General features: G+C 70.8%; 12 protein-coding genes. 4 read left to right on the forward strand and 8 right to left on the reverse strand.

Features of this window, described 5'->3' with window-relative positions:
• Positions 1 to 42 precede the first annotated feature (42 nt).
• Both ntrC and D9C15_RS20160 read left to right on the forward strand, forming a co-directional pair.
• Positions 43 to 1,524 carry a nitrogen regulation protein NR(I) gene (ntrC, locus tag D9C15_RS20155; RefSeq protein ID WP_128000256.1) on the forward strand — a complete coding sequence of 494 codons (1,482 nt, stop codon included), beginning with the start codon at positions 43 to 45 and terminating at the stop codon, positions 1,522 to 1,524.
• 181 nt (positions 1,525 to 1,705) lie between these two features.
• Positions 1,706 to 3,859 (forward strand): putative Ig domain-containing protein, encoded by a 2,154-nt coding sequence (locus D9C15_RS20160; RefSeq protein ID WP_128000257.1) that lies wholly within the window; start codon positions 1,706 to 1,708, stop codon positions 3,857 to 3,859.
• 30 nt (positions 3,860 to 3,889) lie between these two features.
• Here D9C15_RS20160 and D9C15_RS20165 read toward each other — a convergent pair whose 3' ends face one another.
• From D9C15_RS20165 to D9C15_RS20175, 3 genes are all read right to left on the reverse strand, one after another.
• Positions 3,890 to 4,657 carry an exodeoxyribonuclease III gene (locus D9C15_RS20165; RefSeq protein ID WP_128000258.1) on the reverse strand — a complete coding sequence of 256 codons (768 nt, stop codon included), beginning with the start codon at positions 4,655 to 4,657 and terminating at the stop codon, positions 3,890 to 3,892.
• Between the two features lie 91 nt (positions 4,658 to 4,748).
• Entirely contained in the window at positions 4,749 to 6,290 is a 1,542-nt protein-coding gene (locus D9C15_RS20170) for a cryptochrome/photolyase family protein (protein ID WP_128000259.1), read from the reverse strand.
• Complete coding sequence (locus tag D9C15_RS20175) at positions 6,283 to 6,453, reverse strand: DUF2256 domain-containing protein (protein WP_128000260.1); 171 nt, start codon at positions 6,451 to 6,453, stop codon at positions 6,283 to 6,285. Before D9C15_RS20175 ends, D9C15_RS20170 begins: the two co-directional genes overlap by 8 nt.
• A gap of 232 nt (positions 6,454 to 6,685) precedes the next feature.
• Between D9C15_RS20175 and D9C15_RS20180 the strand changes: the two genes are divergently transcribed.
• Both D9C15_RS20180 and D9C15_RS20185 read left to right on the forward strand, forming a co-directional pair.
• Positions 6,686 to 7,144, forward strand: coding sequence for a DUF411 domain-containing protein (locus tag D9C15_RS20180; protein ID WP_128000261.1), 459 nt, complete (start codon positions 6,686 to 6,688; stop codon positions 7,142 to 7,144).
• A gap of 18 nt (positions 7,145 to 7,162) precedes the next feature.
• Positions 7,163 to 7,450: a copper-binding protein gene (locus D9C15_RS20185; protein WP_128000262.1), complete on the forward strand. Its 288-nt coding sequence runs from the start codon at positions 7,163 to 7,165 to the stop codon at positions 7,448 to 7,450.
• A gap of 15 nt (positions 7,451 to 7,465) precedes the next feature.
• Here the strand turns inward: D9C15_RS20185 and D9C15_RS20190 are convergent, their stop codons facing one another.
• The 5 genes from D9C15_RS20190 to D9C15_RS20210 are packed head-to-tail and all read right to left on the reverse strand — an operon-like array spanning position 7,466 to position 15,262.
• Entirely contained in the window at positions 7,466 to 9,151 is a 1,686-nt protein-coding gene (locus D9C15_RS20190) for an AMP-binding protein (RefSeq protein WP_128000263.1), read from the reverse strand.
• Positions 9,152 to 9,162: 11 nt separating this feature from the next.
• Complete coding sequence (locus tag D9C15_RS20195) at positions 9,163 to 10,131, reverse strand: AraC family transcriptional regulator (protein WP_128000264.1); 969 nt, start codon at positions 10,129 to 10,131, stop codon at positions 9,163 to 9,165.
• A 14-nt stretch (positions 10,132 to 10,145) separates the two neighbouring features.
• Positions 10,146 to 11,099, reverse strand: coding sequence for a beta propeller repeat protein (locus D9C15_RS20200; RefSeq protein ID WP_128000265.1), 954 nt, complete (start codon positions 11,097 to 11,099; stop codon positions 10,146 to 10,148).
• A 1-nt stretch (position 11,100) separates the two neighbouring features.
• Positions 11,101 to 13,461 carry an efflux RND transporter permease subunit gene (locus tag D9C15_RS20205; RefSeq protein ID WP_128000266.1) on the reverse strand — a complete coding sequence of 787 codons (2,361 nt, stop codon included), beginning with the start codon at positions 13,459 to 13,461 and terminating at the stop codon, positions 11,101 to 11,103.
• 7 nt (positions 13,462 to 13,468) lie between these two features.
• The gene (locus tag D9C15_RS20210; protein ID WP_128000267.1) at positions 13,469 to 15,262 is read right to left on the reverse strand and encodes a DUF1302 domain-containing protein; all 1,794 of its coding nucleotides are present in this window, start codon (positions 15,260 to 15,262) and stop codon (positions 13,469 to 13,471) included.
• Positions 15,263 to 15,345 lie beyond the last annotated feature (83 nt).

A 15,345-nucleotide genomic window follows, 5' to 3' on the forward strand; every position in this document is an offset into this window, starting at 1 on the left:
CCCGTCGCACGGGCCGGAGCATCGGGGATCATCCGCAGGCGCATGAAACCCATCTGGATCGTTGACGACGACCAATCCATCCGCTTCGTGCTGGAGAAGGCCCTCGCACGCGAGGACCTCGCGGTGCGCAGCTTCACCAACCCGCGCGACGTGCTCGCCGCGATGGAGGACGACGAGCCCCAGGTGCTCGTCTCCGACATCCGCATGCCCGGCGGCTCGGGCATCGAGCTGCTGGCCAAGGTCAAGGCGCTGCACCCGGGGCTGCCGGTCATCATCATGACCGCCTACTCCGACCTGGACAGCGCGGTCAGCGCCTTCCAGGGCGGCGCCTTCGAGTACCTGCCCAAGCCCTTCGACGTGCCCAAGGCCGTCGAGCTGATCCGCCGCGCGGTCGACGAGAGCCTGCGCGAGGAGGTGCGCGACGCGGCCCAAGCCACGATGCCCGAGATGCTCGGCCAGGCGCCGGCCATGCAGGACGTGTTCCGCGCCATCGGCCGCCTGAGCCAGAGCGTGGTGACGGTCCTGATCACCGGCGAGTCCGGTACCGGCAAGGAACTCGTCGCGCAGGCGCTGCACAAGCACAGCCCGCGAGCCAACGGCCCCTTCGTCGCGATCAACACCGCGGCCATCCCGAAGGACCTGCTCGAGAGCGAACTGTTCGGCCACGAGCGCGGCGCCTTCACCGGCGCGCAGACCACGCGCCGCGGCCGCTTCGAGCAGGCCGACGGCGGCACGCTGTTCCTCGACGAGATCGGGGACATGCCCTTCGACCTGCAGACGCGCCTGCTGCGCGTGCTCAGCGATGGGCAGTTCTACCGAGTCGGTGGCCACAGCCCGATGCGCGCCAACGTGCGGGTGATCGCGGCCACGCACCAGAACCTCGAGGAGCGGGTGCGCCAGGGCGTGTTCCGCGAGGACCTGTTCCACCGCCTGAACGTGATCCGGCTGCGCCTGCCGGCGCTGCGCGAGCGGCGCGAGGACGTGCCGGCGCTGGCGCGTTTCTTCCTGCAGAAGAGCGCACGCGAGCTGGGTGTCGAGGCCAAGCGCATCACCGACGCGGCGCTGGCGCGGCTGATGCAGTTCGACTTCCCCGGCAACGTGCGCCAGCTCGAGAACATCTGCCACTGGCTCACGGTGATGGCGCCGGCGCAAGTGATCGAGCCGAAGGACCTGCCGCCCGAGCTGATGGCCGAGGCCGTGGCCCGACCGGCAGTCGCGGAGGCCATGCCGGCCCTGCCCGCGGTGCCGGCGGGCGGCCCGGCCGACAGCACCGCGCCGATGCCCGGGGCGGTGGCGCCGGCGCCGGGCAGCGGGTGGCTCGGCGGCCTCGAGCAGGAGGCGCGCGGCCTGCTGCAGGCCGGGGCGCCCGAGGTGTGGGACGTGCTGACGCGCAAGTTCGAGGCGCAGCTGATCCACACCGCGCTCGAGATCACGCGCGGCCGCCGCATCGAGGCGGCGCAGAAGCTCGGCATCGGGCGCAACACCATCACGCGCAAGATCCAGGAACTCGGGCTGGACGACTGAGTCGCGGGCCGTCGACACGGCGCCGACCGCACCGCCGCGGTGCGTTGCCGTTCCGGCTGCACCGCTGACCGAGCTACCCACTCGAATGAGTGGTGCGCCTGCGCGATGCCCCCATCGTGCGTATCGACCGCACCCGATATCGTTTGTTCAGGCATCGACGCGAACCAGCAGGAGTGGATGAATGGCGACGATCGTCGGCGACGACAACCCCAACTCGTACCAGGGCGGCAGCTTCGAGGACAGCCTCAGCGGCGCGGGGGGCAACGACACGCTCGAGGGCCTCGGCGGAAACGACACACTGGACGGAGGCACCGGCAACGACGACCTGTGGGGCGGCGACGGGAACGACACGATCCTCGGCGGCGACGGCAACGACCGGCTCATCGCCGGCCTGGATGTCGTCGGGGCCGCCAACTACCTCGACGGCGGGGCCGGCAACGACGAATTGCGCGGCAGCGCCGGCAACGACACGCTGATCGGCGGCAGCGGTGACGACAACATCACCACCTACGACGGCGGCATCGACCTCATCCAGGGCGGCGAGGGCAACGACCGGCTGACGGCCTCCGGCCGAGGTACCTTCACCTTCCAAGGCGGTGCCGGCAACGACACGTTCGGCTCGATTGCGCTGGCCTACGCCTCGGTGGTCAACATGACGGGCGGCACGGGTGTCGACACCTACGTGGCCACCTACCAGCCGCCGAACCAGAACTGGAGCGACAGCCTGATCCGCGCCCTCGACTTCCAGGCGGGGGCGGGCGGCGACGTGATCGACCTCTCCAGCGTGCGCATCTGGCTGAGCGGCCTGGCGGGCACCGACGACCCGTTCGATCCGCGCCTGGGCCACCTGCGCCTCGTGCAGCAGGGTGCCGACACCGCGCTGCAGGTCGATGCCGACGGGCTGGCCGGCAATACCTACGCCTGGAAGACGGTGCTGCTGCTGAAGAACGTCAATGCGTCGGCCCTGACGCTGGCCGACAACTTCGTCGGCACGACCAACATCACCGCACTGACGGTGGTGCAAGGCACCAGCAGCGCGCCCACGCTGGCGAACCCGATCGCCGATCTGTCGGCCCGGGCAGGGGTGGCGATCAACTTCAAGGTCCCCAACGGTACCTTCGTGGACGCCGATGTCGGCGACCAGGTGCTGCTGAGCGCGACCCTGGCCAACGGTGATCCGTTGCCCAGCTGGCTCAGCTTCAACGGACATACCCAGACGTTCACCGGCACCCCCCCGGCCGGCGTGGCGCTGGTGCCCCTGTCCGTCCGTGTCATCGCCACGGATGTCGCCGGGCACAAGGTCAGCGACATCTTCGTGATCACCCCGGCCACCGCGAACAACGACTCGCTGGTCGGCTCGTCGGGCAACGACGTCTACGACGGACTGGCCGGCAACGACACGATCGACGGCGCCGCGGGAAACGACCGCATCGTCGGCAACGAGGGCAACGACTCGCTGCTCGGCAATGCCGGCAACGACACGCTGTTCGGCAGCGCGGGCAGCGACAGGCTCGAAGGCGGCACGGGCGTCGACTCGATGGTCGGAGGCTCGGGCAACGACACCTACGTCGTGGACGCGGCCGGCGATGTGGTCAGCGAGACCGGCACGCTCGCCACCGAGATCGACACCGTGCTCAGTTCCGTCAGCCGGACCCTGGGCGCCAACCTCGAGCGCCTCACGCTGACGGGCAACGCGGCGACCAACGGCGCCGGCAATGCCCTGGCGAACACCGTGACCGGCAACAACGCGGCCAACCGGCTCAGCGGGCTGGGCGGCAACGACACCCTGTCCGGCGGCATCGGCAACGACACCCTGGACGGCGGTTCGGGCAACGACGTGCTGCGCGGCCAGGATGGCAACGACCAGCTGATCGGCGGTGTCGGCAACGACACCTTGACCGGCGGCACGGGCCGCGACCTGTTCGTCTTCACGAGCAAGGTCGGCACCGACCGTGTGACCGACTTCAGCGCCGTCGACGACACCTTCCGCATCAGCATGGCGGGCATCAAGGTCGGCGACGGCGACCTGCTGGTCGAGGGCGGCGCGGTCGACGCGACCCCCGGCTTCGCGAAGGCCGCCGAGCTGGTGCTGTTCACGACGAACATCGTCGGCAGCATCGACGCCGCCAAGGCGGCCGCCACCATCGGCTCGGCCAGCAGCGCGTTCGCGGCCGGCGACACGCGGCTGTTCGTGGTCGACAACGGCACGCAGTCGGCGCTCTACCTGTTCACCGCGTCCGGCGCCGATGCGACCGTCTCGGCCGCCGAGCTGACCCAGCTCGCGCTGGTCAGCGGCACGACGACGACGCTCGCGGACTACGTCTTCGTCGCCTGACGGTCGAGGCGGCCGGGTCGCCGCGCCGCCTCAGTCGCCGAACTCGACCACCACCGGCGCGTGGTCGCTCGGCCGCTCGTTCTTGCGCGGCAGCTTGTCGATCGTGCAGGCGCTGACACGCGGCTTCAGCGCCTCGCTGACCAGGATGTGGTCGATGCGCAGGCCCTGGTTCTTGCGGAACGCGAGGTTGCGGTAGTCCCACCAGCTCCAGCTCTTGGGCGGCTGCTCGAACAGGCGGAACGCATCGTGCAGGCCGAGCGCGACGAGCTGGCGGAAATGCTCGCGCTCCTCGGGGGTGCAATGGATCTGGCCGGCCCAGGCCACCGGGTCGTACACGTCGCGATCCTCGGGGGCGATGTTGTAGTCGCCCAGCAGCACCAGCCGCGGGTGCTGCGCGAGCTCGGCGCGCACCCAGTCGCGCAGAGCGTCCATCCAGCGCATCTTGTAGGCGAACTTGTCGCTGCCGGGCGCCTGTCCGTTCGGGAAGTAGCAGCCGATCACGCGCACGCCGGACACGCTGCCGGCGATCACGCGGGCCTGCTCGTCGGCGAAGCCGGGGATGTTGCGCACCACGGCCTCGATCGGGCTGCGCGCGAGCAGTGCCACGCCGTTGTAGGTCTTCTGGCCGAAGCACTGGGCCTGGTAGCCGGCCGCCTGCAGCTCGGCGGCCGGAAACTTGTCGTCGGTGAGCTTGGTTTCCTGCAGCGCAATGGCGTCCACCGGGTTGGCGGACAGCCAGTCCAGCAGTTGCGGCAATCGAACCGCGAGCGAGTTGACGTTCCAGGTAGCGAGCTTCAAGCGGTGTCCTGTCCGGGCTGCGGGCGCAGCGCGCATGGTATGCCAGCTGCAGGTCGTGCGTGATCCGGACGGGTGGGCGGCGTGGCCCGGCTCAGGCCACCTCGCCGCGGCGGATGGCGGCGGCGCGCGCGCGCACCGCCTCGCGCTGCGCCTCGTCCAGCCGCGCCACGTTCCTCACCTGCATCACCATGCGCGGGTTGGCGGCCAGCCGGGCCTCGTGGCGCAGCAGGAAGTCCCAGTACAGCGTGGTGAACGGGCAGGCCGTCGCGCCGCTGCGCTGCGCCGGGTCGAAACGGCAGCCGCGGCAGTGCGGGCTCATGCGCTGGATGTACTTGCCGGTGGCCGCGTAGGGCTTGCTGGCCATCAGCCCGTCGTCGGCGTACTGGCTCATGCCCAGCGTGTTGGGCAGCTCGACCCATTCGACCGCGTCGACGTACACCGCCAGGTACCACGCATGCACCTGCTGCGGCTGCACGCCGTACAGCAGCGCGAACAGGCCCGTGACCATCAGGCGCTGGATGTGGTGGGCGTAGCCGTGCGCGAGCGTCTGCACCAGCGCGTCGCGCAGGCAGGCCATCGTGGTGTCGCCGCTCCAGTACCAGGCGGGCAGATCCTGCTGCGCGTCCAGCGCGTTCAGCCCGGCGTAGGCCGGCATGCGCGTCCAGTAGATGCCGCGCACGTACTCGCGCCAGCCGAGGATCTGGCGCACGAAGCCTTCGACGCTCTCGATCGGCGCAGCGCCGGCGCGCCAGGCCGCCACCGCGGCGTCGACCACCTCGCGCGGGTTCAGCAGCTTCAGGTTGAGCGCGGCGGACAGGTGGGCGTGGTAGAGCCAGGGCTCGCCGGGCCACATCGCGTCCTGGTAGCGGCCGAACAGGGGCAGCCGCTCGGCGACGAAACGCTGCAGGGCGACGAGGGCCTGCGCACGCGTCACCGGCCAGCCGAAGCCCTCGAGCCGGCCGGGATGGCCGGCAAAGCGCCGTGCGACCAGCGCCAACACCTCGCGTGTGGTGGCGTCCGGCTCGAACACCGTGCGTGGCGGCACGCGGCCCGGGCCGGCGTCGCCGAAGGCCGCGCGGTTGTCGGCGTCGAAGTTCCACTGCCCGCCGGCGGGCCGGTCGCCGTCCATCAGCACGCGGTGGCGTTGCCGCATCTCGCGGTAGAAGTACTCCATGCGCAGCGCCTTGCGGCCGCGGGCATGGGCGGCGAACTCGCGCACGCTGCCGTAGAAGTGGCGGTCCTCGCGGACCTCCAGCGGCAGGCCGCGGGCCGTGGCGACGTCCTTGATGGCCTGCAGCACGCGCCAGTCGCCCGGCGCCGTCATCACCAGCGCGGCCGGGCGCAGCCGCTCGAGATCGGCGTGCAGTTGCGCGGCCAGGCTGCCGCGGTTGGCCGGGTCGTCCAGGCGCATGTGGTGCAGCGGCCGGCCAGCGGCGCGCAGGGCATGCGCAAAGTGCCGCATCGCGGCCAGGAACAGCGCGATGCGCGCCTGGCTCGACCAGACATGGGTCGATTCCTCGGCCACCTCCGCCATCCAGACGGCGTCCTGCGCGGGGTCGAACGCGTCGAACGCGGCGGCGTCCGGGTCGAGCTGGTCGCCCAGCACGAGCACCAGGTGGCGCAGCTCAGCCACGGGGCGCCCTGGCGCGCCGGCAGGCGTCGGAGCAGTACTTCACCTCGTCCCAGTGGCGCGCCCAGCGGCGCCGCCAGCTCATCGGGCGGCCGCAGGCCATGCAGGGCTTGCTCGGCAGGGCGGCCTTGTTGCCGCGGAACGAGGAGCGGGTGGGCGCTGTCACGGCGGCATGCTAGCCCGACGCCGTGTCGCTCCCGGCCACAACGACACGAGGGTCGCCGACGCGGGCCTTGACCTTGCCATGGTGGAAAGGGGGATGCTTCGCGGCTCTCGGCTGTCCCGCGTCAATCCGGCGCCCCGGTGCTCCGCTACATTGCGGCCATGCCACCGGAGGCCGCGCCGTCCGGCGGGCCGGCTGATGGTCGAGCTGGCCATTGCATGAAGGAGTTTCTGAGATGAAGACCACCCCCGTCACCCGCCGCAGCCTGCTGCTGGCCGGCGTGGCGCTGGCGCTGCCGGCCGCGGCAGCGCCCGCCGTGCAAGGCGAGATCTGGAAGAGCCCGAGCTGCGGCTGCTGCAAGGACTGGATCGCGCACATGCAGGCCGCGGGCTTCGCGCTGACCGTTCACGAGACCGGCAACACCGCGATCCGCGGCCGACTGAAGATGCCGGCGCCGCTCGGCTCGTGCCACACCGCGCTGATCGGCGGCTATGCGATCGAGGGCCACGTGCCCGCGCGCGAGGTGCAGCGCCTGCTGAAGGAGCGTCCGCAGGCCGTCGGCCTCGCGGTGCCGGGCATGCCGATCGGCTCGCCCGGCATGGACGGCCCCGAGTACGGCGGCCAGCGCGACCCCTACGACGTGCTGCTGGTGCAGGCCGACGGCCGCACCCGCGTGTTCGCGTCCTACCGTTGACCCTTGGCTGGAACCCCGATGAAGAAGCTGCTGTCCATCACGCTGCTCGCGCTGGCGAGCCTGAGCGCCTGGAGCGCCGACGACTACGCCGATGCCAAGGTGCGCCGCGTCGACAAGTCCGCCGCCACGCTGACGCTCGAGCACGGCGAGATCCGCAACCTCGACATGCCGCCGATGACGATGGTCTTCGGCGTGCAGGACAAGACCGTGCTCGAGCGCGTCAAGGCCGGCGACAGGATCCGCTTCAAGGCCGTCAAGGACGGCTCGAAGTACATCGTCACCGAGCTGCAGCCGGCGGCGAAGTAGCGCCGCCCGGCCGCCTCAGGCGGTGGCCGCGGCGCTCAGCCCGAGCTCGCGCACCATCGCCTCGCGCATCAGGAACTTCTGCGGCTTGCCGGTCACCGTGACCGGCAGCTCGTCGACGAAGCGGATGTAGCGCGGCACTTTGTAGTGCGCGATCTGGTCGCGGCAGAAGTCGCGCACCTCGTCCTCGGTGCAGGCGGTGTCGGGCCGCGTGATGATCCAGGCGCACAGCTCCTCGCCGTAGCGCGCATCGGGCACGCCGAACACCTGCACCGCGGCGATCTTCGGGTGGCGGAACAGGAACTCCTCCACCTCGCGCGGGTAGACGTTCTCGCCGCCGCGGATCACCATGTCCTTCACCCGGCCGACGATGTTGCAGTAGCCCTCGGCGTCGAGGGTGGCGAGGTCGCCGGTGTGCATCCAGCCGTCGCGGATCGCGTCGGCGGTGCGCTCCGGGTCGTCCCAGTAGCCCTGCATCACCGAGTAGCCGCGTGTGCACAGCTCGCCCTTCTCGCCCACGGGCACGGTGTTGCCGTCGAGGTCGACGATCTTCACCTCCAGGTGCGGCAGCACCCGGCCGACGGTGGTGACGCGCTTTTCGAGCGGGTCGTCGGTCGCGCTCTGGAACGAGACCGGGCTGGTCTCGGTCATGCCGTAGGCGATGGTGACCTCGTGCATGTGCATGTCGGCCTGCACGCGGCGCATCACCTCGATCGGGCAGGGCGCGCCGGCCATGATGCCGGTGCGCAGGCTGGCCAGGTCGAACAGGCGGAACTCGGGGTGGTCGAGCTCGGCGATGAACATCGTCGGCACGCCGTGCAAAGCGGTGCAGCGCTCGCGCTCCACCGCCGCGAGCGTGGCGCGGGCGTCGAAGCCCTCGCCCGGGAACACCATGCGGGCGCCGGCCGACACGCAGGCCAGCACCGCCAGCACCATGCCGAAGCAGTGGTACAGCGGCACCGGGATGCACAGCGCATCCTCCGGCCCCAGGCGCATGCAGCGTGCCACCGCGATCGCGTTGTTGACGATGTTGTGGTGCGTCAGCGTGGCGCCCTTGGGCGCGCCGGTGGTGCCGCTGGTGAACTGGATGTTGATCGGCTCGTGGCAGTGCAGCGCCGGCACCTGCAGCGGTGCCGCGCCGGCCTGCCGCTCGCACAGCGCGGGCCAGTTCAGCATGCCCGCGGTGGCCTCCTCGCCCAGGCGCACCACGTGGCGCAGCGCGGGCAGGCGCGGGCTGCGGCCGCTCGCATCCACGCCCAGGTTCTGCAGCATGCCGAGGTAGTTGCTGGTCTTGAAGGCGGCGGCACTGACCAGCACGCTCACGCCGGCCTTGTTCAGCGCGTACTCCAGCTCCGAGAGCCGGTAGGCCGGGTTGATGTTGACCAGGATGGCGCCCAGCCGCGCGGTGGCGAACTGCGTCACCAGCCACTCGCTGCGGTTGGGCGACCAGATGCCGACCCGGTCGCCCTTGGCCACGCCGAGCCGCGCCAGCCCCGCCGCCGCGGCCTCGACCTCGGCGCGCAGCTGCGCCCAGGTCCAGCGCACGCCCTGGGCCACGAACACGGCCGCGTCGCGCTCCGGCCAGCGGCCGGCCGCCTGAGCCAGCAGGTCGTGCACCGTGGTGTCGGACAGCGGCACGTCGACCGGACCGCGGACGTGCGAGAGCCCGCCGATCGGACGGCGGTCGGTGGAAGGCGCGGTCATGGGTGTCTCCGTCAGAGGCTGAACGGCGCCCCCGCGTTGACGCGCAGGGTCTCGGAGGGCAGCTCGTCGAACATCAGCTTGTAGTGGCGCGTGAAGTGGCTCGCGCTGCTGAAGCCCAGCAGCGTGGCCACCTCGGTGATGGGCTGGTCGGCGCGCAGCTTGAGCGCACGGCGTGCCTCGTTCAGGCGCAGCGCCCGCAGGTAGGCCTGCGGCGTGGTGTGCATGAACTCCTCGAAGCAGTACTGCAGCGTGCGCCGGCTGGCGCAGGCGGCGTTGCAGATGTCGGGCACGCCGATGTCGTTGGCCAGGTTGGCGCGCATGAACTCGACCGCGCGCTTGACCACGCGCAGCCGCGTGTCGGCGCGGCGCGGGATGGACGAGGCCGCCTCGCCGCGGTCGCCGCGCATCGCCAGCACCACCGCCTGCGTCAGCGTGGCCGACAGCAGCGTGGATTCGTTGGCGTCCTGCGCCAGCGAGTCGATCTCGCGCTCGGCGCCGTCGCACACCGCCAGCAGCATGTGGCGGATCGCCGCGGCGACCTCCGGCGTCAGCTCCAGGTTGCGCTCGCGGCCGGCCTGCTCCAGCCACTCGATCTTGGACGGCGCCAGCGTGCCGGCCAGCGTATCGCGGTGCACCGACAGCCCGACGATGTCGAGTTCGCCGGCGGACACCAGGTCGTACTGCTCGCGGTCGGACAGCACCAGCAGCGACTCTCGCTCCAGCGGGCGGCCGGCGAACACCGAGCCGGGCTCCACGGCCAGCGGCACGGCGATCACGAGATGGTCCTTCGGCGGGACGATGTGCTCGGCCAGCGGGCGGTTGGTCGATTCGCGCAGCAGCACGCCCTGGTCCATCACCATCTGCCAGCACGATCCGCGGAAGCGCCCGCAGCCGAGCTGCTCGTAGGCCTGCTCCCAGTCGTTCAGGGCCTGGGCCTGGTCGTCGACATCGCGGGATTCGTGACGGTAGATCTGCGCCATGGGTACTCCTGGAGTCAGACGCGCGGGTCGACGAGCCGCATGCCGGCCTGGGTGGCCACCACCAGCGTGCCCGAGGGCAGGGCAGCGGCGGCGGTCAGTGTCGCCCGGTCGTCCAGGCGGCGGAAGCGGAGTTTCGCGAAGCCCGGCTCGGCGACGGCGAGCGTGCCGTCCACGCCCACCAGGGCGGCACGCCCCTCGGGCAAGGCCACCGCGGCGGTGAACGAACCGGCCTCGGGCACCGCCTGGTGGGCCCAGCTGCGCCCCTCGTCGCGGCTGGTCACCAGGTTGCCGCGCATGCCGCAGGCCACCAGCAGCTCGCCCAGCGCGGTGCCGCCCCACAGCGAGCCGTGGTAGGGCGTCTTGACGGGCTGCCAGGCCTCCCCGGCCGTGCCCTGGCGCAGCACCAGGCCGCCCTCGGCGGCGATCAGCCAGGTGCCGGCGGCGGAGACGACGATGCGGTTCAGGTGGCGCTCGCCGGCTTCGCCGTCGACCAGCACGGCCGGCGCCCAGGTGGTGCCGCCGTCGCGTGTCTCGAGTGCGATGCCGAAGCCCCCCACCGCCAGGCCGCGGCCGCCGGGCTCGACGCGGATCGACAGCAGCACGTCGGGGCCGTCGGCCCGGCCGGCTGCCACCGACCAGGTCTCGCCGGCGTCGGCCGAGCGCAGGATCAGGCCGCCGTGGCCGGCGGCCCAGAGCGTCTTCACGTCGGCGGCGTGCACGCAGGTCAGCGTGGTGCGTGTGGGCACGTCCTTGGCCTGGCGCCAGGTCTGGCCCTGGTCGTCGGACAGCAGCACGTGACCGCGCTCGCCCACGGCCACCAGGCGCGTGCCGGCGGTGGTGACGTCGAGCAGCGTGCCGCGCAACGCGCCGGCGCGCGGGCGGGCCGGGCCGTCGGCGGTGTAAGGGGCGGCCTGCGCGACGCCGGCGGCGCCGGCGGCGAGGAGGAGGGCACGTCGCGTGAGGCTCATTTCAATGGGCCATGAAGGGGCGGTGCACGGGGCCGCGGCGCGGGATCAGCGTGTCCAGCGTGACGGCGAGCGCCGGCAGCACGGTGATCGCCATCAGCATGTTGAGCATGAACATGAAGGCCAGCAGCAGGCCCATGTCGGCCTGGAACTTGAGCGGCGAGAACACCCAGGTGGCCACGCCCACCGACAGCGTGATCGCGGTGAACACGGTGGCGATGCCGGTCTCGGCCAGTGCACGGCGGAACGCCGGCACGATCTCCAGGCCGTCGGCCAGGTAGAGCTGCAGCCGGTTGTAGATGTAGAACGCGTAGTCCACGCCGATGCCCACCGCCAGCACCATCACCGGCAGCGTGGCGACCGTCAGTCCGATGTCCAGCACCTTCATGAACCAGTAGCCGACGAAGGTGGCCAGGGTCAGCGGCAGGCAGCAGGCCACCACGGCACGCCAGTCGCGGTAGGTGAGGAACACCAGCACCACGATGGTCGCGTAGACGTACAGCATCATCGGCAGCTCGGTCGCCTCCAGCACCTCGTTGGTGGCGGCCTGCACCCCGGCGTTGCCGCTGGCCAGCCGCACGGTGACGCCCTCGAGCGAGTTCCGTGCCCGGAACTCCTTCACCGTGGCGACCACGCGCTTGATCGTGTCGGCCTTGTGGTCGGTCAGGAAGGCGTTGACGGGCAGCACGGTGCAGCGCGGGTCGTACAGGCCCGAGCCCTCGCCGACCAGGCCGATGAAGCTGGCCATCGAGCGCCGGTCGCGCGGCATGTCGCCCCACTTCGGGTTGCCTTCGTTGAAGCCGGCCGCGCCGAGCTTCACCAGTGCCGGCAGCGAGGCGGTGCCGATCACGCCCTCGGTGTTGGCCAGCTCCCAAGCGAGGTCGTCGATGAAGGACATCGTGGTGCGGTCGTAGCAGGCCTCGGCCGGCGTCTCGTGCACCACGGTCAGCACGTCCAGGCCGACCGAGAACTTCTCGGCGATCGCCACCGCGTCACGGTTGTAGCGCGCGCTGTCGCGCAGTTCGGGTGCGCCGGGCTGCACGTAGCCGACGTGGCGGTCGCGCGCACCCCAGACGGCCAGCCCGAACAGCACCGCCGCCACGGCGACGACGAGGCGCGCCGGCTGCGGCTCGGCCAGCCGCGCCAGAGCCACCACCGCCATCGAGCGCCGCTCGCGGATGCCCTGCAGGCGCTGCCCGTAGTCGGCCGGCAGCCGCACGTACGAGGCCACCACCGGCAGCATCACCAGGTTGGTGACGATCTTGTAGGCCACGCCCAGGGACGCCGTGATCGCCAGCTCGCGGATCATCGGGATCGGGATCAGCAGCAGCGTCGCGAAGCCGACGAAGGCCGTGACCAGCGCCATCGTGCCGGGCACCAACAGCGCGCCGAAGCTGTGCCGCGCGGCGTCGAACGGCGTGGTGCCGGCACCGATCTCGCGCACGATGGTGTTGATCTGCTGCACGCCGTGGCTGACGCCGATCGCGAACACCAGGAAGGGCACCAGGATCGCCAGCGGGTCCAGCCCGTAGCCGAGCAGTTGCAGCGAGGCGAACTGCCACACCAGCGAGACCAGCGAGCACACCAGCGCCGCCGCGGTGAAGGCCCAGGAGCGGCAGTACCACCAGACGGCCAGCGCCGTCAGCACGAAGGCCAGCGCGAAGAACACCACCACGCCCTGCGCGCCCTGCGCGATGTCGCTGATCTGCTTGGCGAAGCCGATGATGCGGATCTCGTGCGCGTCGTCCTCGAAGGCGGTGCGCAGCGCCTTCTCGATCTCGGGGCCGAGCGCGATGTAGTCGGTGGGTTGCTTGCTGCGCGGGTCGGCGTCGAGCAGGTCGGCGGTGACCATCGCGCCGGAGAAGTCGCTCGCGACGAGCGAGCCGACGTAGCCGCCCTGGACCACGTTGTCGCGGATCTTCGCGACGGCCGCGGCGTCAAGCTTCTCGGGCGTGATGTCGCCGCCGATCACGTCGCGCGCCTCGTAACCCTCCTCGGTGACCTGCATCACGCGGGTGTTCGGCGTCCACAGCGACGAGACCGAGCGCCGGTCCACGCCGGGCAGGTACATCAGCGCCTGGGTGACCTCATTGAGCTTCTTCAGCGTGGCCGGCGACCAGATGTCGCCCTGTTTCGCCTGCACCACGACGATCAGCCGGTTGGCGCCGAACAGCACGTCCTTGTACTTGACGAAGGTCTCGGTGTACTCGTGGCCCAGCGGCAGCTGCTTGCCGAAGCCCGCCGTCATGTGCAGCCGGGCGGCGAACACCGCCGCCGCCGCGGTGACCAGCGCGAGCAGCGCCAGCACCGCGGCGCGGTGGCCGAAGATCACGCGCTCGCAGGCGAGCACGAAGCGGGCGAGCATGCGCGCGTCAGAAGCTGTACGAGACGCTCGCCGCGAGGTTGTCGCGGTCGCGGATGAGGTTCGAGAACCCGCCGCCGAAGAAGGTCGTGTAGCCCACCTGCGCCTTCCACACCGCGCTGTTGTCGAAGTTGAAGCCGACGAAGAGCGACTTGCGGCCCTTCACGAACGGCAGCGTGTTCGGCGAGATGCCGCTGACGTCGTGCGTGAACACCGTCACCTGCACCAGGTTCCAGTCGCTGCCCCAGACGCGCGGGTAGGACAGGTCGAACTCCATCGCGTAGCCCCAGGAGGTCTTGGTCGGGCTCTCGTAGGAGGGGAAGATCAGGTAGGGGATCTTGCCCAGTTGCAGGTCGGGGTAGTGCGTCACCGCCACCTCGGCCAGCAGCGTGCCCTCGGCTGCGCCAAGCGTGCGCACCAGTGCGCCGAGCGGCGAGTTGACCTCGGTGAAGTACAGCGCCGTCAGGTGCGCCTGGACCTTCTTCTCCTCGACGTAGCCGCGCACGGTGATGCGGTCGCTGGCGCTGACCGTCTTGGTCGGCCCGGGGGTATCGGCGTCGAAGATGCTGTAGGCGCCGGCAAAGGGCACCGAGGGGTCGATCGCCACCGAGTCGCGCGGCCGGTACGACAGCTCGCCGCCCACCGCCACCGGGCCGAGCTTGGTGTTGAACGAGGCGCCGAACAGGTTCTTCTTCTTGCCGTACTCGTTGTAGTAGCCGATGTTGGCGGCGTTGTACTGGGCGAACGTCGGGTCGGTGAACAGCGTCGTGAACGGCAGCTTGTCGTGGTAGCGCTCGTAGTACAGCGCGAACTCGGTGTCGATGCTCTTCGGCTTGAAGCGCATCGCCAGGCCGAACTGGCCGCCCCGGGGCGGGCGCTTGTCGTCCTCGAACGGCACCACGTTCACCCCGTTCTGGATGCCGCTGCCGATGTCGCCGCAGGGCGTGGGCGCGGTGCACAGGCCGAAGGCGGTGAGCGACGAACTCGGGATGTAGGCCGGCCGCTGCCCGGCGCCCACCACGTCGGCGCCGGAGAAGAAGGTGCCCACCGGGTCGAAGCGGAAGGCGTTCCAGCGGAACTGGTAGTAGGCCTCGGCGCTCATCGTGTCGGTCACGCCGGTGTTCAGCGAGAGCATCGGCGCCGGACGCAGGATCTCCTTGACCTGCGTGCCGGGCGTGTGGATCTTGCGCAGGTCGAAGGCATTGATCTGGTTGATGCCGCCGAGGATGAAGATGTCCTCGCCCCACGAGAGCACCTGGTTGCCCAGGCGCACCGTGGCGTTGCGGTCGCCGAACTTCAGGTCCTTCGACACCCAGGCATCCAGCAGCGTCACGTTGCGGGTGGCGATCTTCTTGGCTTCCTCCGACAGCGGCGTGCGCCGCGTGTCGCCGGCCTTGAAGTCTCCCACCCAGGTGCCGCGCACCAGGGCGCGCCAGCCGTCGGTGGTCTTCAGGCCGAACTCGTGCGTGCCCTTCAGCGCCGCGGAGACGATGTCCCAGCGGTCGTAGTTCAGGTTGCCGTCGTCGGCGTTCAGCACGTTGAAGTCGGGGTTGGCGGCGCCGTCGTTGCCGGGGCCGTTGAGCTGCGAGCCGAGCGCCGCACCGGTGGGCACGTTGCCTCCGTTGTCGTTGCCGATCGCCAGCTTGCTGCGGTTCTGCGTGCGCACCTGCAGGCCGAACGAGAGCGTCGAGCTGAAGTCGAGCTCGGTGCCGTTCTCGTTGACGCTGCGCACCGCCTGCGCCGGCAGCGCGGCCAGCAGCGCCGGCAAGGTCATGGCGGCCAGGGCCAGGGGGGTCATCTTCATGTCGTGGTCCTCCTGCCCTCGTTCAGCGCGAGCCCGCCCGGCGCAGCTCGTCCGGGTTGAAGCGCTTCATGTCGATGCGGCCC

It is taken from the genome of Piscinibacter defluvii (genome assembly GCF_004011805.1).
Taxonomy (GTDB): domain Bacteria; phylum Pseudomonadota; class Gammaproteobacteria; order Burkholderiales; family Burkholderiaceae_C; genus Piscinibacter; species Piscinibacter defluvii.